This is a genomic window from Rudaea sp. (genome assembly GCF_036383415.1).
Taxonomy (GTDB): Bacteria; Pseudomonadota; Gammaproteobacteria; order Xanthomonadales; family Rhodanobacteraceae; genus Rudaea.
On record NZ_DASVOK010000189.1, the window covers coordinates 1 to 18,929 of the forward strand.

Sequence of the window (18,929 nt, forward strand, 5' to 3'; positions counted from 1 at the left end):
TTGCTGCAGGATCAGACCGAGCCGGCGCGTCGCGCGAAGGCACTCGATCGCCTGCAGCACTACGTCGGGCTCGCGCCGGGCAGCACAGCAATCACCAAGCTCGCACGCGACCGCTACGAGGAGCAGCTCAAGAATCCCGCGCTGCTGAAACCGACCAAACTCGCAGTCGAGCAGGCGCTGCGCAATGCCGATACCTACGCGGCCGGCATCCGCAAGCTGTTCACGAAGTACAAGATCGAAGGCGGCGACGCTGCGCTCGCGGCGATGGACCAGCAGCTGCGCGACTACACCGAGTGGATGAAGAAGGACGTTCTGCCGAACGCGCGCAGCGACACGCGCCTGCCGGCCGAACTCTACGCGTTCCAGCTCAAGCAGGTCGGCATCGACATCGCGCCGGAGGCGCTGATTCAGCGCGCGCAGCTCGAATTCATGGAGACGCGCAACGCGATGCAGCAGCTCGCGCCGCTGGTCGCAAAAGCAAAAGGTATACAAGCGACCGATTATCGCGAGGTGATCCGCGCGCTGAAGAAGAAGCAGCTCGACAAGGGCTCGATCGAGGGCTACTACCGCGGCACGGTGATGCCCGAGCTCGAAAAGCAGATCGCCGCAAACAAGGTGGTCGACCTGCCGCAGCGGCCGATGGTGATGCGCCTCGCCTCGGAAGCCGAATCCGCCGCGCAGCCGGCGCCGCATTTCCTGCCCGCACCGCTGATCGGCAACACCGGCCAGCAGGGCCAGTTCGTGCTGCCGCTCGGCAATCCCGCCTCGGCCGGCAAGGACGGCAAGAGCGCGGCCTACGACGACTTCACCTACGAGGCCGGCGGCTGGACCCTGGCCGCGCATGAAGGTCGCCCCGGCCACGAGCTGCAGTTCACGGCGATGGTCGAGCGCGGCATTTCGCTCGCGCGCACGCTGTTCGCGTTCAACAGCGTCAACGTCGAGGGCTGGGCGCTGTACGCGGAAGCCGAGATGGTGCCGTACGAACCGCTCGAGGGTCAGCTCATCGCACTGCAACTGCGCCTGTTGCGCGCCGCACGCGCGATGCTCGATCCGATGCTCAACCTCGGCCTCACCGACCGCGAGCGCGCCGGGCAGGTGCTGACCGAAGACGTGGGCCTGTCCGAGCCGATGGCGCGCCAGGAACTCGACCGCTACACGTTCAACGCGCCGGGCCAGGCCGGCAGCTACTTCTACGGCTACAGCCGCATCATGCAGCTGCGCATGGAAACCGAACTCGCGCTCGGCAAGCAGTTCGATCGCCGCGCCTACAACAACTTCCTGCTCGACCAGGGCCTGCTGCCGCCCGACCAGCTCGCCAAGGCGGTGCGCGAGCAGTTCATTCCGGCGCAGCGCAAGGCCAAGTAACGTATCTCGGTGGGGCCGTCAGCTTTCGTTGCACGGCCCCACTTCACGCAGTTCGATGCTGCACCATTCGGCGGCCGGGCAGTTCTCCGCGATCGCGAGTGCCTCGTCGCGATCGACGTTTTTGAGATAGTAGAAGCCGCCGACGATTTCCTTGGCCTCGGCGAACGGGCCGTCGACGACAGTGGTCTTGCCGTTGCGCTTTTCGATGCGCGTGCCGCGGGCGACGCTTTTCAGCGACTGCGCGGATTCGAGCACGCCGCGCTCCTTGAGGCTGCCGGCGTAGGCGATCATGCGCTCCCATTCCATCTCGGCCTGCTCGGGCGGGCGACCGTTGCGGCGGTCTGCGCGTTCCATGATCAGCATCAGGTAGCTCATTTTCGTCTCCAGAATTGAACGGCGCGGTCGACGACGATCGCGTCAGTGAACCCGCGTTGCCAACGGCCCGCACTTTTCCGCGCGTTCGCGCATCAGGCGCTGCTCGCGTGCATTGCGCGTCAGTGCCGAGGCACGCTCGAACTCGGCGCGCGCTTCATCGAAGCGGCCGAGTTTTTCAAGCAGGTCGCCGCGCACGGCCGGCAGAAAATGGTAGTTGCGCAGCGCGGGCTCCTCGACCAGCCGATCGATCAGGTCGAGCCCGGCCTGCGCGCCGAACGCCATCGCGATCGCGACCGCGCCGTTGAGGTCGACGATCGGCGACGGCGCGGTCTGCGCGAGTTCGGCGTAGAGCGCAGCGATGCGCACCCAGTCGGTGTCTTCGGCGCGGCGCGCGCGCGCGTGGCAGGCCGCGATCGCTGCCTGCAGCTGATACGTGCCGCGATCGCCGCCGAGTTTTTCCGCGCGCGCCAGCGCCTTGAGGCCGCGCTCGACCAGCAGCCAGTCCCAATGCGCGCGGTTCTGCTCGAGCAACAAAATCGGCGCGCCGCCCTTGTCGGTGCGCGCGTGCAGGCGCGAGGCCTGGATTTCCATCAAGGCGACGAGACCGTGCACTTCGGCATCGAACGGCGCGAGTTCGGCGAGGATGCGGCCGAGGCGCAAGGCTTCGTCGCAGAGCGCGGGGCGCATCCAGTCCTCGCCCGACGTCGCCGAGTAGCCTTCGTTGAAGACGAGGTAGATGACGTCGAGCACCGAGACGAGGCGCGCTGCGCGGTCCTCGCCGCGCGGCAGTTCGAAGACCACGTTCGCCTCGGCAAGCGTGCGCTTCGCGCGCACGATGCGCTGCGCGATCGTCGGCTCGGGCACGAGGAACGCACGCGCGATCTCGTCGGTGGTCAGGCCGCCGAGCAGGCGCAGGGTCAGCGCGACGCGCGCCTCGGGCGACAGCACCGGATGGCAGGCGGTGAACATCAGGCGCAACAGATCGTCGCCGATGTCATCGTCGAGCGCGGCGAGCATGTCGTCCACACGCGCTTCCTGCTGCTCGTCGAGTTCACGCGCGATCTCGGCGTGCTTCTCCTCGGCAAGTTTGCCGTGGCGCAGGCGGTCGATCGCGCGATGTTTTGCCGTGGCCATAAGCCATGCTCCCGGATTGTCCGGTATGCCCTTGTCCGGCCATTGCTCGAGCGCTGTGACCAGCGCGTCCTGCGCCAGTTCCTCGGCAAGACCGATGTCACCGCTGAGCATGCGCGCGAGCACGGCCACGACCTTGGCCGACTCCATGCGCCAGACCGCGTCGATCGTGCGCCGCGTGCGGGTGAGATTGTCCGTCGCCGTCATGGCGACGGATCAAAACATCATCGGACCGATTGAGCAAGGGCCGGAAGTTGCCGATCCTGCGCGCGGCGATCAGCAGCCATGCTCGGGATCGCCGCCTTCGGCGATGCAGTAGGTGATGCACTCGCCGTCGCCAGCCACGTCCATGAAACGCCTGGCGCCTTCGATCGCGGCCTCGCGCGAGTCGTACTGCAACATCGCGAAGCCGCCGACGAGTTCCTTCGATTCGGCATAGGGGCCGTCGATCACCTGCGCGACACCATCGGTGCGGCGCACGATCGCGCCGTGCTGGCGCAGCGGCAGGAAACCGCCGCCGCTAAGAAATTCGCCGCGCGCGATCGCCGCGCCGACGAAGCGGTCCATCTCTTCCTTCTGCGCGCCGGTCGGCGGACGCGCCGGATTGGTCTTGGGATCGGGTATGTAGATGCTGAAGTATTTCATGCTTGCTCTCCGTCGGGTTCAGTTGGGTTTGCGTTGGTCGATCTGCGCGCGCAGGCGTTCTTCCTGCTCGCGCAATTCGGGGGTGAATTCGGCGCCGAAGTCTTCGGCTTCGAAAATCTGGCGGATCTCGATCTCCGACTCGATGCCGTCGAACGGGTTCGGACAGCGCTTGACCCATTCGATCGCTTCCTCGAGCGATTTCACCTGCCAGATCCAGAAGCCGGCGATCAGTTCCTTGGTCTCGGCGAACGGGCCGTCGATGACGCTGCGCGACGCATTCTTGAAGCGCACGCGCGCGCCTTTCGAACTCGGCTGCAAGCCTTCGCCGGCAAGCATGATGCCGGCCTTGACCAACTCCTCGTTGAAGCGGCCCATGTCGGCCAGGAGTTTTTCGGATGGCATTACGCCCGCTTCGGATTGTTGGGTCGCGCGGACCAGCACAGCAAAGCGCATGAGGGTTCTCCTTGGATCGAGTTGTAGGACGATTCCGGGTTCAGGCGGCTGGCGCCGACGTGACCATCCACGACACGCCGAACTTGTCCACGAGCATGCCGAACGCGGGCGAGAAGAAGGTCTCGGTCAGCGGCTGGTGCACCTGGGCGCCGTCGCTCAACGCGGCGAAGGCCTTTTCGGTTTTGGCCTTGTCCGCGCAGGTCAGGGCGAGGCTGACGCCCTCGAACTTGGGCGCGCCCGAGCAAAATCCGTCGGAAATGCCGATCGTGGTATCGCCGATGCTCACGTCCGCGTGCAGCACTTTGTTCTCGTTGCCGGGCGCAGCCCTGCTTTCCTCGACATCATTGTTGCGGATCAGCAGATTGACCTGCGCCCCGAGTTGGCGCTTGTAGAACTCGATCGCCTCCTCGGCGCGGCCTTCGAAGGACAGATAGGGGCGTATGGACTGCGACATGGTTCTCTCCGGTGATGAAGCCTCGTTGCCGGCCTCTTGCTGGAATGACGAGCGGGAATCCAGCGAATCGACACGCCGGCGAAAAATATTTGCGCCCGGCCGCGGGGCCCGTTTTCCGGGGAGCGCAGTAGAATGGCGGGTACGCGGCCATTCCTGCCGCAGGCTCGGCTGGACCGCGATGTTGTTGACCTTACGCCTGATCTTTTTCGGCCTGTTTGCCTTCTTTGTGCTCTGCGTGCTGCTCGTGCACCTGCGCGGTCGCGTGCGCCTGCGCTTCGACCGCCAGCTCGCCGATCATTCGGCGCTGTTCGCGCCGTACAACCTGCTGATGTACGCGTTCTCGCGCGTGCCGGCACGGCCTATCCTCGATCGTGGCGGCTTCCCGCATCTCGATCCGTTGCGCGAGCAGTGGCAGACGATCCGCAGCGAAGCTTCCACGCTGTTCGACGAAGGCCATATCCGCGCCGCCGAGCAGCGCAACGACTTGTCGTTCGACAGCTTCTTCAAGCAGGGTTGGAAGCGGTTTTATCTCAAATGGTACGGTGAGCCGCTCGCAACCGCGCAGGCGCTGTGTCCCCAGACCGTCGCGCTGCTGCGTTCCATTCCCGAGGTCAAGGCGGCGATGTTCGCCCTGTTGCCGCCGGACAGTCGGCTGACGCCGCATCGTGATCCGTTCGCGGGTTCGCTGCGCTATCACCTCGGCCTGATCACGCCGAACTCGCGCGACTGCCGCATCTTCGTCGACGGCGACGAATACGCCTGGAGCGACGGCGGCGACATCGTGTTCGACGAAACCTTCGTGCATTGGGCAGAAAACAAGAGTGACGTCACGCGCGTGATCCTGTTTGCCGACGTCGAGCGCCCGCTGCGCACGCCGTGGATGCGCGCGATCAATCGGCGTGTCGGCGCGTTCATGGGCGCGATCACCGCTTCGCCGAACGATACGGCAAGCGAGAAGACCGGCGCCGTCAACCGTCTCTACGCACGCCTGCGCGGCGGCAACCAACGCGGCGTGACATTCCGCAAGCGCCATCCGCGGCTGTACCGCATCATCAAGTATCCAACGATTCTGGTTGCGCTATGGGTTTTGTTCATGGCGCCGTGGCCGTTGCTCTGACCTTTTTGACTACGGCGCGCGCGCCGGAGCATGTTTCACCTTCGCGTCGAAATAGTCCGCGATCAGGTGATAGACATGCTTCTTCATCGCCGGCGTCGACAGGCCGTGCTTGCCTCCGGGATAGGTCATCAGCTCGAACTGCACGCCGCGATCCTGCAGCGCGGCCATCAGCGCGGTCGAATTGGCGAACAGCACGTTGTCGTCGGCCATGCCGTGGACGAGCAGCAATGGCGATTTCATGCCATCGAGCCAGTGCAGCGTGCCTGACAGTTTGTAGCCTTCGGCATTGTGCTGCGGCGTATCGAGATAGCGCTCGGTATAGAACGTGTCGTACAACGCCCAGTCGGTGACCGGCGCGACGGCGACGCCTGCGGCGATCTCGTTCGAAGCCTTGGCCAGCATCATCGTCGTCATGTAACCGCCGTAGCTCCAGCCGAATACGCCGATGCGCGCGGGATCGACGTAGCTCTGCGACTTGAGCCAGTGGATGCCAGCGACCTGATCCTCGACTTCGACCTTGCCGAGCTGCTTGTAGATCGCGTCGCTGAACGCACGGCTGCGCCGCGCCATGCCGCGGTTGTCGAGCGTGAACACGACATAGCCCTGCTGCGCCATGTATTCGCAGAAGTAGTCGATCCAGCCGCGCGCGACCATCTGCGAATGCGGGCCGCCATAGTAGAAGTCGAACACTGGATAGCGCTTGTTCGGATCGAAGCCACGAGGCTTGTAGACGCGGTAATGGAGATCCTGGCTGTCGCTCGCCTTGATCGTGCCGAACTCGGGCATGATATGCGCATCGCGGTATGGCCAGTACGGATGCTGCGCATCGAGCTCGTTGCGCTCGATCCAGGCGACAAGGCTGCCGTCGATGGCCTTGCGCAGGCTCACCTGCGGCGGCGTCGACGGATCGGCAAACGTGTCGATGTAATACTCGGCGTTCCGCGTGAATTCGGCATGATGCTGGCCGTCGCCGCGGCTGACTCTACGCGGCGCATTCGCCGCCGTGCCGTCGAGCTTGAGCGCATAGACTTGGCGGTCGGGTACGAAGTCGCGGTTTGAATCGACGTAGGCGAGGCCGAGTTTCTCGTCGACGCCGAGCAGGCCATCGATGTTCCACTCGCCCGCGCTGATCGCGTGCTTGAGCGTGCCGTCGAGGCCGTAGAGATACAGGTGCTTCCAGCCGCTGCGCTCACTCGCCCAGACGAAGGCATCCTGCGACTTCAAGAAATGCAGGTCGTCATTGAGGTTGACCCAGGTTTTCGCTTCCTCGCTCAACAGCGTGCGCTGCTGCAGCGTCTTCGCCTCGACCAGGTTGAGATCGAGTCGCTGCTGGCTGCGCTGCATAAGCTGATAGCTCAGGCGCTTGCCGTCAGGCAGCCAGTCGACGCGCACGAGATAGATGTCTGGGTTGCTGCCGAGGTCGACGAAGCGCGGCTCGCCGCCGCCGGGCGAAACGAGGCCCAGTTTCACCTCGACATTGTTCTTGCCCGCCGCCGGATAGCGCTGCTCGATCGTGTCGGTGCGGTCGGCATAAACCTCGGTGCGCTTGACGACGGGCACCTTGGCTTCGTCGTAACGCTCGAACGCGATCGCGGAATCGTCCGGCGCCCACCAGTAGCCAGTGAAGCGCGACATTTCTTCCTGCGCGACGAATTCGGCTTCGCCGTTGTGCACCGTGCCGCCGCCATCCTGGGTGAGCTGGCGCGCCTTGCCGTCGCGCAGGTCGATTGCCCACAGGTTCTGGCCGTGGACATAGGCAACGTAGCGGCCGAGTGGCGAGATCTTTGGATCGATCGCCTCGCCCTGCGTGTCGAGCAGGCGCAGCGCCTTGTCGCCGTGGCCGGCAAGATCGTAAAGGTATAATTTGCCGCTTAGTGGAAAAAGCAGCTTTTTCCCGTCGGGCGACCACTGATAGTCGACGATGCCGCGGCGGCCGGCAATGCGCGCGCGTTCGCGCCGCGCCTTCTCCGCATCGGACAATTCGACCGCCTTCGGCTCGACCACGCTTGAATCGACGAGCAGGTGCGTCTGGTTCGAGTTGACGTTGTATTCCCACAGATCGTAGGCGTTCTGGTCGTCCTGCTTGGCGCGCAGGAAAGTCACACGCGTGCCGTCGGGCGAGGCCTTGAGCTTGACCGGCGTCGGCCCCGACAGGCTCGCGCCGTCGAAGATGCGTTCGATCGTCAATTGTCCTGCCTGCACGCCGCCCGCCATCACAGTCATTGCCACTCCCAAGAACCAGCCTCGCATCGTCATCTCCCCAAAACGGTCTTTGCGCCGATTTTCGCGGATAAAGCCGCGAAGTTTTTTTCACTTCCTGCTCTATCCGCGTCGAATCATGCCTTCTTTCAGGTGCCGAACAGGATCCTGCGTTCCTCTTCGCTCATCGGCGGCGCCGACTTGCGGAAATCGCGCAGCGTCTCGGCGCGCGCAGTCGCCGGCCGCGCCGCGATCGCGGCACGCCAGCGGCGCACTTCAACGTACGGCGCAAGATCGAACGGCGCCTTGTCGTAGGCGTCGATCCACGGCCAGCAGGCCATGTCGGCGATCGTGTATTCTTTTCCACAAATATACTCGCGTCCGGCGAGGCGACGATCGAGTACGCCGAGCAGGCGTCCGACCTCGCGCGCATAGCGCTCCTTGGCATACGCAATCGGCTCGGGCGCGTAGACGTGGAAATGACCATACTGGCCGGTCATCGGACCCAGGCCGGCCATCTGCCAGAACAGCCATTCCATGCATTCGACGCGACCGCGGACGTCCTGCGGCAGGAAACGACCGGCCTTCTCGGCGAGATACTGCAGGATCGCGCCCGATTCGAACACGCTGACAGCCGCGCCGCCGTCGACCGGCGCGTGGTCGATGATCGCCGGCATGCGGCCGTTTGGCGAAATCGCGAGGTAGTCGGGCTTGAACTGGTCGCCCTTGCCGATATCGACGTGCGTGACCTGGTACTCGAGACCGGCTTCCTCGAGAAACAACGGAATCTTGCGCCCGTTCGGCGTGGGCCAGTAGAACAATTCGATCATCGGGGATTCCTTCACATGGATTTTCGCTATTTCAACGCTTCATCGATCGCGCGTTGCGCGAGCGGCGCCATCACTGCGTAACCGGCGGCATTCGGATGCACGCCGTCGCTGCTCAGACCCGCGCGCATGCCGCCGTCGGTGTCGGCCATCGCGCTGTAGTAGTCGAGATACACGAGTTTCTCGCGTGCACAGTACGCCTTCAACCAGGCATTCACCTCGCGGATCGCCGGCACAGGCCGGATGCCGAGGCGCCACGGATACGCCTTCGCCGGCAGGATCGAGGCGAAAACGACGCGGATGTCGTTGCGGCGCGCGATCGCGGCCATTGCCGCATAGTTGTCCTCGATCATCTGCGGCGTCGCCGGCCCCGTGTTGCCGGCGATGTCGTTGGTGCCGGCGAGCACGACGACGACGTGCGGCTTCAGCGCGACCACGTCCTGGGCGAAACGCACGAGCATCTGCGGCGTGGTCTGGCCGCTGATGCCGCGGTTGACGTAAGGCTTGCCCGGAAAGAACTCGCCGTTATCCTCGCCGCGGCCCCAGAAGTCGGTGATCGAGTCGCCGAAGAACACCACGCGGTTTTTATCCAGCGCCGCTGCGGCGAGACGCGCATTGTCTTCGCGATAGCGCGACAGCTCCGGCCAGTCGGCGGAACGCTTGTCGTCCTGCACCAGCGCACTTGCGCGATGCAGCGCATCGAGCACGCGGTCGAGCGGCAGCGCCGCCGCGGTGCCGCGAAAGCCATGCACGGTATGCGCGCGGAACAACGAGTTGAGGATCGCTTCCTCGGTCGCCTCGGCCACGGCCTGGAACAGCGGCGTCATGTGCTCTGCGGCGACGCTGCGCGCAGGCTGCGTCGCCGCATCGGGCGAGCGCAGGTTTTCCTTTGCCGTGGAGAAGGCGATGACGTAATCGCCCGAACCGTTCGACATCACCGAGCCGGTGCGCGCAAGGCCAACGAGGGCACGGCGCGCGAGTCGCTGCAGCGCGGCCGCGTCGAGCGGCGCGTCGGTGGCGACGACGATCATGATGCTGCCGTCGCCCTTGGTTGGCGGTGCTGTCATCGTGCGCGCGTATTCTGCCGGATCCGGCAATTGTTTCCACACCGGCACGCCGGCGATCGTCAACTGGCCGCCGAAATTGCTCTGCACGAGCACGCCGACTGTATAGCTGCCATCCGTTTTCGACAGAACACGCGAACTCGTGCCGATGCCGCCCTTCCAACCGAACGCAACCGTGCCCGCACCGGCGCCGACGTCGCCTTCCTCGACCGCGCCGTGCGACAGCCGTGCCAACGCCTGCGCGACGAGCGCCGGCGTCTGCGGCCGCGCGCGGATGTCGCTGAGATATCCGTCGTTGGTTTCGCCGACGACCGGGTTGATCGAATACACTTTTTCCATGCCCGGCTGGCGCAGCAGATGATCGACCAGGGCATCGGCGACCTTCCACACGCCGAGCGTGCCGGTGAGCAGAATCGGCGTTTCCAGTTCTCCGAGTTCCTGCACCTGGGTGACGCCGAGGAGCTTGCCGAAGCCGTTGCCGATGACGATCGCCGCCGGCACACGCTGTTGGTAGAGATTGCCCGCATGCGGCACGATCGCGGTGATGCCGGTGTGGAAGCGCGTTCCCTCGGTCAGCGTTGCGTGACCGACGCCGACGCCGGCCACGTCGGTGATTGCATTGTCAGCACCCGGTGTCATCGTTCCGATGACGATGCCGGCGTCGCGCGTACGCGGCCGCGCTTCGTTCACCGTTGGTGCGGCCGTGGCGAGGTTCAGCAGACCTAAGGCGGCAAGGGCGACGACCAGCGCGCACCGAGTCCGTTTGTGAAACTGGCTGTTTGCGCAGGAGGAATTTCCGCGTTGCTCGTGCATGGGCCTTCGTTTGGTCGTGCCGCCGGATTCGGCACGGACGATGGTAGCGCAGGATGTCTATTTGCCGATGCAGAACGTCGAGAAGATCGCGCCAAGCAGGTCGTCGCTGGAATATTCGCCGGTGATTTCGCCCAATGCTTGTTGCGCACGGCGCAATTCCTCGGCGGCGAGTTCGCCCGCGCGTGCGAAGCGCAGCTGCGCATCGGCGCCTTGCAGATGATCGGCGACACGTTCCAATGCTTCGACATGACGGCGGCGCGCGCTGAAGGCGCCGTGCGATTCCTCGCCGCGTCCGCCGAGGCGCGCGAGTTCGGCGCGCAGCAGGTCGAGACCGGCACCGGTCTTGGCGGAGAGGTGGATTCGAACTTCCTTAGTGGCCTGATCAATCGCGTCGCTGCGGATTGGTGATCCACCGCTGATGTCGATCTTGTTGTGCACGATCACGCGTGTGGCCGAAGCGCTGCATTCGCGCAGCAGTTCGTGATCGGTACGGGTATGTTCGTCGTCGGTGACGAGGACCGCGACGTCGGCGCGCGCGAGTTCCGCACGCGCGCGGCGGATGCCTTCGGCTTCGACGACGTCGTCGGATTCGCGCAGGCCGGCGGTATCGACCAAAGTCAGACCGATGCCGTCGAGATGCACACTTTCGCGCAGCACGTCGCGCGTCGTGCCGGCAACCGGCGTGACGATGGCGCGTTCGCTCTGCGCAAGCGCGTTGAGCAGGCTCGACTTGCCGGCGTTCGGCCGGCCGACGATGACGACGTGCAAGCCGTCGCGCAGGACGACACCGCGACGCGCCGCCTGCAACAGATCGGCAGTTGCGGCCTGCAACGCGACAAGTTGTTCGGTCAGTTGCGGCGCCGAAAGAAAGTCGATTTCTTCCTCGGGAAAATCGAGCGCGGCCTCGAGCCACGCGCGCAGGCGCACGAGCGCTTCGAACAGTACCTGCACGGCACGCGAAAAATCGCCTTCGAGGCTGCGCATCGCCGCGCGCGCGGCCGATTCCGAACCGCTCGCGATCAGGTCGGCGACCGCTTCGGCCTGGGCGAGATCGAGTTTGCCGTTGAGATAGGCACGCTCGGAAAACTCGCCGGGTCGCGCGAGGCGGGCGCCAAGCGTGATCGCTTGGCGCAGGATCAAATCGAGGACCACGGGGCTGCCGTGTGCCTGCAGTTCAAGCACATCCTCGCCGGTGTAGGAGTTCGGCGCGGCGAAGTAGAGCGCGAGGCCGCGGTCGAGCACTTCGCCTTCCGCGTCGCGGATCGTGGCAAAGTGTACTTTGCGCGCTTGTGGATTTTTTCCGATCAGCGCCCGCGCGATCTCGCGGCTGCGCGAGCCGCTGATGCGCACGATGCCTACGCCACCCGCGCCAGCAGCGGTGGCGATCGCCGCGATCGTGTCGGTCGCGTCCACTTCGCCGGCGCGGACGCGCGTCATCTCACGCCTTGGCGGGCGCCGTCGCCGACGCGCCGACGCGCTTGGTGATGATCCACTGCTGCAGCAGCGACAGCCAGCCGTTGACGGTCCAGTACAGGGTCAGGCCGGCCGGCGCGAACGCGAACATCACGGCGAAGATCAGCGGCATGAACTTCATCATGCGCTGCTGCATCGGGTCCATGCCGGGCGAAGCCGGCGAAAGCCATTGCGTGGCGAGCATGGCGACGCCGTTCAGGATCGGCAGGATGAACAGCGGGTCGGGTGCCGACAGGTTCTGGATCCAGCCGAAGAACGGCGCCTGGCGCAGCTCGACGCTTTCCTGCAGCACCCAGAGCAGGGCGAAGAAGATCGGCATCTGGATAAGGATCGGCAGGCAGCCGCCGAGCGGGTTGATCTTTTCCTTCTTGTACAGCTCCATCGTCGCGGCGTTGAGCTTCTGCTTGTCGTCGCCGTAGCGCTCTTTGAGCGCTTCGAGGCGCGGCTGGAACTGCTTCATCTTCGCCATCGAGCGGTACTGCGCTTCGGACGGCTTGTACAGCGCGAGCTTGAGCAGCAGCACGAGCAGGATGATCGCGACGCCCCAGTTGCCGGTGAGCTTGTGCAGCTGGACGAGGACCCAATGCATCGGCTGGGCGATGAAGGTGAGGATGCCGTAGTCGGCGGTCAGTTCGAGACCGGGAGCAACGTTGGCCAGATCGCTCTGCAGCTTCGGACCGACATAGAGACGCGTGGCAAATGTGCCGGTCGCGTTCGGCGCGACGGTGAGCGCGGGCGACAACGCGCGGATCAGATAGTGGTCCTGCAGCACGCTGGTCGAATACTGGTCGGCCTCGCCGGCAGTCGGAATGAAGGCAGCAAAAAAGTAATGCTGCAGCAACGCGACCCAGCCTCCGCTCACTTCGGTATTGTTGAGCGGCGATTCGGAGAACTTCGCGAATGCGAGCTTGTTGAACTTGCCCTGTGCGTACCACGCGGCACCGACGAAGGCGTAGGCTTCCGAGTTGTAGACCGAGAACAGGCCGCCGCTCTGCGCCGGCGGCGCGGTGCGTTGCAGCTGGCGGTATTCATTGCCGGTCCACGCCGCGGTGCCCGTGTTCGCGACTTCCTCGCGCGTCTCGATCAGATAGCTGCCGCGCGTGAAGACGTAGACCTTGCGCACGCTGATGCCCGACGCGTCGTTCCACGTCAGCGGCACTTCGATCTTGTCGGTTCCCGTCGCCAGCTCGTAGCTCGTCTTCTCGGCGTTGAACGGCGTCTTGTGGCTCGGTGCGACGCCGCTGCTGCTGACCAGACCGGTCTGGGCGACGAAGAAATGCGCAGTGCCGTCGTCGAGCAGGCGCACCGGCTTGGTCTTGTCCTTGGGATCAATCGGGTAGGCGAGCAGGTCGGCGCGCACGAGGCTGCCGCCGAGCGTGCTGATCTCCACATGCAATACGTCGGTCGCCACGCTGATCGTCTGCGCAGCAGGTTCCTTGCCTGCGTCAGCGGCGGTCGGCACGGCCGTCGCATTCGCTGCCGTCGCGGCGGCGGGAACGTCATTGCCGGAGTTCGCTGTCGGCGGTGTTGCGTTGCTGCCGGCGGCAGCGGCCGGAGTCGGCACCGCAGGTTTCGCGCCGTAGTCCTGCTCCCAGGCGGAGTAGAGCATGTAGCTGATGGCGAGCAGGGCGAGCAGCAGAAACGAGCGGGTGCTGGACATGGATGACTCGGAGGAAAAAGGGACGCGCGTGGCAGCGATGCGGCCGCAACTGCGGCGATTCAAGGCGCGATGATTCGAGATACGCCGATCAAACGCGGTCGCGCATTGTGCCGGGAGCCTCGACCGCGTTCAACAATTCCGGTGTGGGCGAAGCTTCGGTGGCGCGCGCGGATTCGTCCGCGATGCGTGCGGTGAGCTTGCGCCAGAGCTGTTCGAGCTCCGCGCGCAAAACGATATTGTCGAGCTGCGCCGTCGAGCTGCGCGCGATCACGAGCACGTCGCAGGCCGGCAGGCCGGGGCGATGCAGACGGAAACTTTCGCGGATCTGCCGGCGAATGCGGTTGCGCACGACGGCGAGCCTGGAGACGCGGCGCGACACGGCCATGCCGAGGCGCGCGGTTGCGCCTGCATTGAGCCGGTATTCGCACTGGAAGTGCTTCAGGGAGATGCGCTTGCTCGAACCACGCAGCGCGCTGAAGTCGGCGGGCCGCAGCAGACGTGCGGCGCGCGGGAAGGCAAGGCTTGGCGATGAATCGCTCATCGCGCAGGATGAAGCCGGGTTCGCGCGGGGCGAACCGCGACTACGGGATCAGGCGCTTGCGACCCTTGGCGCGACGCGCATTGAGCACGGCGCGACCGCCGCGTGTCTTCATGCGCGCACGGAAACCGTGGGTGCGGGCGTGCTTGAGATTGCCGGGTTGGAAAGTACGCTTGGTGGCCATGGCGCGATTGAACTGTCAGAGACAAAGAAGCGGGATTTTAACGATTCGCGGTCGGCAGCGTCAAGTCGCCCGGGTTTGGCGTCCTGCGGCGCGCGAGCGTAGACTTCCTCGACCCGCGCAAGACTCCTCCTCGAAACCCCAATCCGCACAGCCCGGATCCGTGCGGATGCCCTCCGTGGAATTCCCCCAGCATGACTGACCTGTGGCGCCGCTGCCTCGAACGCCTCGAAACTGAATTCAGCGTCGAAGACCTGCATACGTGGCTCGCTCCGTTGCAGGCCACCCAGGACGATGATGGCTTGCGCGTGCTCGCACCGAACGCCTACACGCTTGAAGTGGTGCGCGAGCGCTTCCAGCCGCGCATCGAGGCGGTGCTCAATCATCTGCACGGCACGCAGGTGAAGCTGCGCTTCGACGTCGGCTCGGTGAACAAACCGGTCGCCGCGCGCAAGCCGGCGCACAACGGCACGGCGGCGCGATCAGGCAAAAGCATGGCCGAAGCGGATTCGTTCGAGTCGAATCTCGATCCGTACTACACCTTCGAATTGTTCGTCGAGGGCAAGTCGAATCAGCTCGGCAAGGCCGCGGCGATGCAGGTCGCGAACAATCCGGGCCGCGCCTACAACCCGCTGCTGCTCTACGGCGGCACCGGCCTCGGCAAGACGCACCTGATGCACGCGGCCGGCAACCTGATGCGCACGCTCAACCCGGCGACCAAAGTGATGTACCTGCGCTCGGAACAATTCGTCACCGAGATGATCCAGGCACTGCGCACCAAGAGCATGGACGATTTCAAGCGCCGTTTCCGCGCGGTCGATGCGCTGCTGATCGATGACATCCAGTTCTTTGCCGGCAAGGACACGACCCAGGAGGAGTTCTTCCACACGTTCAACGCGCTGGTCGAGAGCAAGCAGCAGCTCATCATGACTTGCGATCGCTATCCGAAGGAGGTCGACAACCTCGAGCCGCGGTTGAAGTCGCGTCTTGGCTGGGGCCTCAGCGTCGCGATCGAACCGCCCGACTTCGAAACGCGCGCGGCGATCGTGCTGGCCAAGGCGCAGGCCAAGGGCGTGGAGCTGCCGATCGAGGTCGCGCAACTCATGGCCAAACGCATGCGCTCGAACGTGCGCGATCTCGAAGGCGCGCTCAATACGCTCGTCGCGCGCGCAAACTTCCTCGGCAGCACGATCAACACCGAGTTTGCGCTGGAAACGCTGCGCGATCTTTTGACCGTGCACGCGCAGGCGATCACGATCTCGAACATCCAGAAGACCGTTGCCGACTACTACCAGCTGCGCCTGTCCGATCTCTTGTCGATGAACCGCAGCCGTTCGCTGGCAAGGCCGCGTCAGCTCGCCATGGCATTGGCAAAGGAGCTAACCGAACACAGCCTGCCCGAGATCGGACGCGCCTTCGGCGGGCGCGATCACACCACGGTGATGCACGCCTGCCGCACGATCCGCGACCTGCGCGCGACCGACGGAAAATTACGCCAGGATTGGGAAAAACTGCTTCGTGTGCTGACGGAATAGGATATCCTGTGGATAGTTTGTGCCGGATTCCCGCAGCCGAACTTATCCACAGAAAAAGCACAACGGCAGCGGCCAGATATCCCGATATTGGAAATTTCGCAAATAATTGATTTAATTGGTCTTTTAGTGCTTTTTTGCACTATGCACAGGACCAACCGCTACTAGCTTATTCGTTTTTTACAAACAGCCCAGAAGCAGTGACTCCGAAGGACTGACGACCTATGCGGTTTTCCATTCAGCGCGAAGTGCTCCTCAAACCCTTGCAGCAAGTCGTTGGCGTCGTCGAACGGCGGCAGACGCTGCCGGTCCTAGCCAACCTTCTCGTCGTGGCGACACCACAGCAGGTGAGCTTCACCGGCACCGATCTCGAAGTCGAAATGGTGGCGACGACTGCGGCCGACCAGATCGAAGCGGGCGAGATCACGATCCCGGCACGCAAATTGTTCGACATCTGCCGCGCGCTGCCGGATGGCAGCAAGATCGAATTCAAGCTCAACGGCGATCGTGTCGAGGTCAAGTCGGGACGCAGCCGTTTCACCCTGGCGACCTTGCCGGCCAGTGAGTTTCCGGTGATCGAGAACATCGACCTGGTCGAGCGCGTGAGTCTGCCCGAGGCGACGTTGAAGGGCCTGATGGACCGTACCGCGTTCGCGATGGCGCAGCAGGATGTGCGCTATTACCTCAACGGTTTGCTGCTCGACTTGCGCGAACACGCGTTGCGCAGTGTGGCGACCGACGGCCATCGTCTGGCCGTGGTCGAAACGGATCTGGCGGCCGGCGTGGCTGCACAGCGTCAGATACTGATCCCGCGCAAGGGTGTGCTCGAACTGCAGGGCCTGTTCGAAGCCGGCGACGGCATGGTCGAACTCGAATTCGGCCGCGCCCACCTGCGTGTGAAGCGCGGTGACGTCACCTTCACCTCGAAGCTGATCGATGGCCGCTTCCCGGACTACGAGGCAGTCGTGCCGATTGGTGCCGACAAGGAAGTGCGCGTCGCGCGCGAGGCGTTGCGCGGGGCGCTGCAGCGCGCGGCGATCCTGTCGAACGAGAAGTATCGCGGGGTCAAGCTTGAGGTCAGCCCGAACAAACTGCGCATCATCGCGCACAATCCCGAGCAGGAAGAGGCGGTCGAGGAAATCGAGGCCAGGACGGGCGTCGCCGAACTCGGCGTCGGCTTCAACGTCAACTATCTGCTCGACGCCCTCAACGCACTCGGCGGCGAGGACGTGCTGATGTGCCTGCGCGACGGCAATTCGAGCTGTCTGCTGCGCGCGCCGGACAGCGAGCAGGCGCGGCACGTCATCATGCCGCTGCGCCTCTGATTCCGTTTGCTGAAGGATTCACGCATCGACCAACGCGCGGCAGAGATGCCGCGCGTTTGTTTTTCGCGCGTCTCGCGCGAAAAAATCAAATCGCCCGCGCGCCTCGCGCGAAAGCAATCAAACCGTCCGCTTCAGCGCGATGGTTCGCGTGGTAAATGATTCGACCCCATGCACCTGACTGAACTGCACATCCAGAATTTGCGGAATATCGAGGCAGAGCAACTCGTTCTCGCTCCCGGGCTCAATCTGTTCGTTGGTCCGAACGGGGCAGGCAAGACCAGTGTCCTCGAAGCGGCGTACTTGCTGTCGCATGGCGGCAGTTTTCGCACCCACCAAGCCGAGCATCTGCAACGGCGCGGCGCCGAACCATTGGCTTTGTTTGCGCAGGTCCGGACGGATTCGCTGACGCGCCGGTTGGGCTTGCTGCGACAGGGCGGGCGCTGGACGGCGAAACTCGATGGTGACGCCTCGGCGAAACTCACCGATTTGTTCGCCGCCTGTGCGGTGGTCTGCTTCGAACCCGGCAGTCACGCGCTGATTTCAGGCTCTGCGGATGGACGCCGCGGTTTCCTCGACTGGGGCGTGTTCCACGTGGAACCGGATTTCGCTCCGCGCATGCGTCGCTATCGGCGCGCGCTGCGTCAGCGCAATGCCTTGTTGAAACAGGCGGCCGGCGACGACGAACTATTAATCTGGGATGAGGAGTTGTCGCAAGCCGCCGAACCGCTGGCGACTGCACGTGAGGCCTATATGGCCCGCTTCGAGCGGGAACTGATCCCGCTGCTCGACGGCTATCTGCCCGAACTGGGCGGGGCGAGCCTGCGTTTTCGTCCGGGATGGAATCGCACGACGCCACTGGGTGAGGCGTTGAAGGAGGCGAGGTCGCGCGACCGGGCGCTTGGCCACACCACGCGTGGTTTGCATCGCGCGGACTGGAATCTGGGGTTCGCCAAGGCGCCCAGTCACGAGCAGTTGTCACGTGGCCAGGAAAAACTCTGCGCCATCGCCTGCGTGCTGGCCCAAGTATCAGTCTATCGATCGGTGCGCGGGGAGGATCCCGTCATCGCGTTCGACGATCTTTGTTCCGAACTCGACGCCACCCACCAGGCTGCTGCCTTGGCCGCGCTGATCGAAAGCGGGGCACAGATCCTGTTGACCGGCACCGAAATCCCGTCGGCTTTGTTTGAGCGCTTTCCCGCTCAGCGCATGTTCCACGTGGAACAAGGCCGGATGCGCGAAGTGCTATAATCGCGCGATTATTTCAGGGCTTTCGCCGTGCTGCGGTCGCAGTGGCGGGCGAGGGTTCCAGCCCGATATCAGCCGAGCAGCGGATGACCGACGAGACCAAGAACAACCAGTACGACTCCAGCAACATCAAGGTGCTTGAAGGCCTCGAGGCGGTGCGCAAACGCCCGGGCATGTACATCGGCAACGTCAACGACGGTTCCGGCCTGCACCACATGGTGTTCGAGGTGGTGGACAATTCGGTCGACGAGGCGCTGGCTGGCCACGCCGATGCCGTGCTGGTGAAAATCCACGCGGATGGCTCGGTTTCAGTTTCGGACAACGGCCGCGGCATTCCCGTGGGCCGGCATGCGACGGAAAGCGAAAAGCAGGGACGCGATGTTTCTGCCGCCGAAGTGGTCATGACCGTGCTGCACGCCGGTGGCAAGTTCGACGACAACAGCTACAAGGTTTCCGGCGGCCTGCACGGCGTCGGCGTGTCGGTCGTCAACGCGCTGTCGGAGAAGTTGCTGCTCGATATCTGGCGCGACGG

18 protein-coding genes are annotated in these 18,929 nt (G+C 64.3%); 6 read left to right on the forward strand and 12 right to left on the reverse strand.

The genetic code is table 11. The features are described from left to right. The coding region (locus tag VF497_RS07380; protein WP_330887212.1) for a DUF885 domain-containing protein at positions 1 to 1,365 on the forward strand (1,365 nt) is incomplete at its 5' end. Between the two features lie 18 nt (positions 1,366 to 1,383). On the opposite strand, the gene VF497_RS07385 is transcribed toward VF497_RS07380, so the two are convergent. The 5 genes from VF497_RS07385 to VF497_RS07405 all read right to left on the reverse strand — a co-directional run bounded on the left by VF497_RS07385 (position 1,384) and on the right by VF497_RS07405 (position 4,423). After that, positions 1,384 to 1,740: a YciI family protein gene (locus tag VF497_RS07385; RefSeq protein WP_330887214.1), complete on the reverse strand. Its 357-nt coding sequence runs from the start codon at positions 1,738 to 1,740 to the stop codon at positions 1,384 to 1,386. A 42-nt stretch (positions 1,741 to 1,782) separates the two neighbouring features. Continuing rightward, positions 1,783 to 3,078, reverse strand: a complete 1,296-nt coding sequence (locus tag VF497_RS07390) for an RNA polymerase sigma factor (protein WP_330887216.1) — start codon at positions 3,076 to 3,078, stop codon at positions 1,783 to 1,785. A gap of 69 nt (positions 3,079 to 3,147) precedes the next feature. Then, a complete protein-coding gene (locus VF497_RS07395) occupies positions 3,148 to 3,516 on the reverse strand; it encodes a YciI family protein (protein ID WP_330887218.1) in 369 nt (122 codons plus the stop codon). 18 nt (positions 3,517 to 3,534) lie between these two features. Then, positions 3,535 to 3,969: a YciI family protein gene (locus tag VF497_RS07400; protein WP_330887220.1), complete on the reverse strand. Its 435-nt coding sequence runs from the start codon at positions 3,967 to 3,969 to the stop codon at positions 3,535 to 3,537. 40 nt (positions 3,970 to 4,009) lie between these two features. Further along, positions 4,010 to 4,423 carry a VOC family protein gene (locus tag VF497_RS07405; protein WP_330887222.1) on the reverse strand — a complete coding sequence of 138 codons (414 nt, stop codon included), beginning with the start codon at positions 4,421 to 4,423 and terminating at the stop codon, positions 4,010 to 4,012. 178 nt (positions 4,424 to 4,601) lie between these two features. Here VF497_RS07405 and VF497_RS07410 point away from each other — a divergent pair, with 178 nt between their 5' ends. Next, the gene (locus VF497_RS07410) at positions 4,602 to 5,540 is read left to right on the forward strand and encodes an aspartyl/asparaginyl beta-hydroxylase domain-containing protein (protein WP_330887224.1); all 939 of its coding nucleotides are present in this window, start codon (positions 4,602 to 4,604) and stop codon (positions 5,538 to 5,540) included. Between the two features lie 9 nt (positions 5,541 to 5,549). Here VF497_RS07410 and VF497_RS07415 read toward each other — a convergent pair whose 3' ends face one another. The 7 genes from VF497_RS07415 to rpmH all read right to left on the reverse strand — a co-directional run bounded on the left by VF497_RS07415 (position 5,550) and on the right by rpmH (position 14,298). Then, positions 5,550 to 7,763: a S9 family peptidase gene (locus tag VF497_RS07415; RefSeq protein ID WP_330887227.1), complete on the reverse strand. Its 2,214-nt coding sequence runs from the start codon at positions 7,761 to 7,763 to the stop codon at positions 5,550 to 5,552. A gap of 125 nt (positions 7,764 to 7,888) precedes the next feature. Continuing rightward, on the reverse strand, positions 7,889 to 8,569 hold the full coding sequence (locus VF497_RS07420; protein WP_330887229.1) for a glutathione S-transferase N-terminal domain-containing protein: 681 nt from the start codon (positions 8,567 to 8,569) through the stop codon (positions 7,889 to 7,891). Between the two features lie 26 nt (positions 8,570 to 8,595). Then, complete coding sequence (locus VF497_RS18515; protein WP_414706861.1) at positions 8,596 to 10,320, reverse strand: P1 family peptidase; 1,725 nt, start codon at positions 10,318 to 10,320, stop codon at positions 8,596 to 8,598. A 180-nt stretch (positions 10,321 to 10,500) separates the two neighbouring features. Next, positions 10,501 to 11,880: a tRNA uridine-5-carboxymethylaminomethyl(34) synthesis GTPase MnmE gene (mnmE, locus tag VF497_RS07435; RefSeq protein ID WP_330887231.1), complete on the reverse strand. Its 1,380-nt coding sequence runs from the start codon at positions 11,878 to 11,880 to the stop codon at positions 10,501 to 10,503. A 1-nt stretch (position 11,881) separates the two neighbouring features. Next, on the reverse strand, positions 11,882 to 13,576 hold the full coding sequence (gene yidC / locus VF497_RS07440) for a membrane protein insertase YidC (protein ID WP_330887233.1): 1,695 nt from the start codon (positions 13,574 to 13,576) through the stop codon (positions 11,882 to 11,884). Between the two features lie 88 nt (positions 13,577 to 13,664). After that, positions 13,665 to 14,117, reverse strand: coding sequence for a ribonuclease P protein component (gene rnpA / locus VF497_RS07445; RefSeq protein ID WP_330887235.1), 453 nt, complete (start codon positions 14,115 to 14,117; stop codon positions 13,665 to 13,667). Positions 14,118 to 14,157: 40 nt separating this feature from the next. Next, complete coding sequence (rpmH, locus tag VF497_RS07450; RefSeq protein WP_018972158.1) at positions 14,158 to 14,298, reverse strand: 50S ribosomal protein L34; 141 nt, start codon at positions 14,296 to 14,298, stop codon at positions 14,158 to 14,160. A gap of 191 nt (positions 14,299 to 14,489) precedes the next feature. Between rpmH and dnaA the strand changes: the two genes are divergently transcribed. The 4 genes from dnaA to VF497_RS07470 form a co-directional block, all read left to right on the forward strand. Next, complete coding sequence (gene dnaA / locus VF497_RS07455) at positions 14,490 to 15,830, forward strand: chromosomal replication initiator protein DnaA (protein WP_330887239.1); 1,341 nt, start codon at positions 14,490 to 14,492, stop codon at positions 15,828 to 15,830. 221 nt (positions 15,831 to 16,051) lie between these two features. After that, positions 16,052 to 17,152, forward strand: a complete 1,101-nt coding sequence (gene dnaN / locus VF497_RS07460) for a DNA polymerase III subunit beta (protein WP_330887241.1) — start codon at positions 16,052 to 16,054, stop codon at positions 17,150 to 17,152. 168 nt (positions 17,153 to 17,320) lie between these two features. After that, a complete protein-coding gene (recF, locus tag VF497_RS07465) occupies positions 17,321 to 18,400 on the forward strand; it encodes a DNA replication/repair protein RecF (protein WP_330887243.1) in 1,080 nt (359 codons plus the stop codon). Between the two features lie 83 nt (positions 18,401 to 18,483). Continuing rightward, a partial coding sequence (locus VF497_RS07470; protein WP_330887245.1) for an ATP-binding protein occupies positions 18,484 to 18,929 on the forward strand: 446 nt, incomplete at its 3' end.

What these genes read in the sequence shown, in the direction of transcription:
- recF (WP_330887243.1), top strand. Translation starts at nt 17,321, where the DNA reads ATGCACCTGACTGAACTGCACATCCAGAATTTGCGGAATATCGAGGCA.
- VF497_RS07410 (WP_330887224.1), top strand. Translation starts at nt 4,602, where the DNA reads ATGTTGTTGACCTTACGCCTGATCTTTTTCGGCCTGTTTGCCTTCTTT.
- rpmH (WP_018972158.1), bottom strand. Translation starts at nt 14,298, where the DNA reads ATGGCCACCAAGCGTACTTTCCAACCCGGCAATCTCAAGCACGCCCGC.
- VF497_RS07405 (WP_330887222.1), bottom strand. Translation starts at nt 4,423, where the DNA reads ATGTCGCAGTCCATACGCCCCTATCTGTCCTTCGAAGGCCGCGCCGAG.
- yidC (WP_330887233.1), bottom strand. Translation starts at nt 13,576, where the DNA reads ATGTCCAGCACCCGCTCGTTTCTGCTGCTCGCCCTGCTCGCCATCAGC.
- rnpA (WP_330887235.1), bottom strand. Translation starts at nt 14,117, where the DNA reads ATGAGCGATTCATCGCCAAGCCTTGCCTTCCCGCGCGCCGCACGTCTG.
- VF497_RS07420 (WP_330887229.1), bottom strand. Translation starts at nt 8,569, where the DNA reads ATGATCGAATTGTTCTACTGGCCCACGCCGAACGGGCGCAAGATTCCG.
- dnaN (WP_330887241.1), top strand. Translation starts at nt 16,052, where the DNA reads ATGCGGTTTTCCATTCAGCGCGAAGTGCTCCTCAAACCCTTGCAGCAA.
- VF497_RS07395 (WP_330887218.1), bottom strand. Translation starts at nt 3,516, where the DNA reads ATGAAATACTTCAGCATCTACATACCCGATCCCAAGACCAATCCGGCG.
- VF497_RS07385 (WP_330887214.1), bottom strand. Translation starts at nt 1,740, where the DNA reads ATGAGCTACCTGATGCTGATCATGGAACGCGCAGACCGCCGCAACGGT.
- VF497_RS07400 (WP_330887220.1), bottom strand. Translation starts at nt 3,969, where the DNA reads ATGCGCTTTGCTGTGCTGGTCCGCGCGACCCAACAATCCGAAGCGGGC.
- VF497_RS07390 (WP_330887216.1), bottom strand. Translation starts at nt 3,078, where the DNA reads ATGACGGCGACGGACAATCTCACCCGCACGCGGCGCACGATCGACGCG.
- mnmE (WP_330887231.1), bottom strand. Translation starts at nt 11,880, where the DNA reads ATGACGCGCGTCCGCGCCGGCGAAGTGGACGCGACCGACACGATCGCG.
- dnaA (WP_330887239.1), top strand. Translation starts at nt 14,490, where the DNA reads ATGACTGACCTGTGGCGCCGCTGCCTCGAACGCCTCGAAACTGAATTC.
- VF497_RS07415 (WP_330887227.1), bottom strand. Translation starts at nt 7,763, where the DNA reads ATGACTGTGATGGCGGGCGGCGTGCAGGCAGGACAATTGACGATCGAA.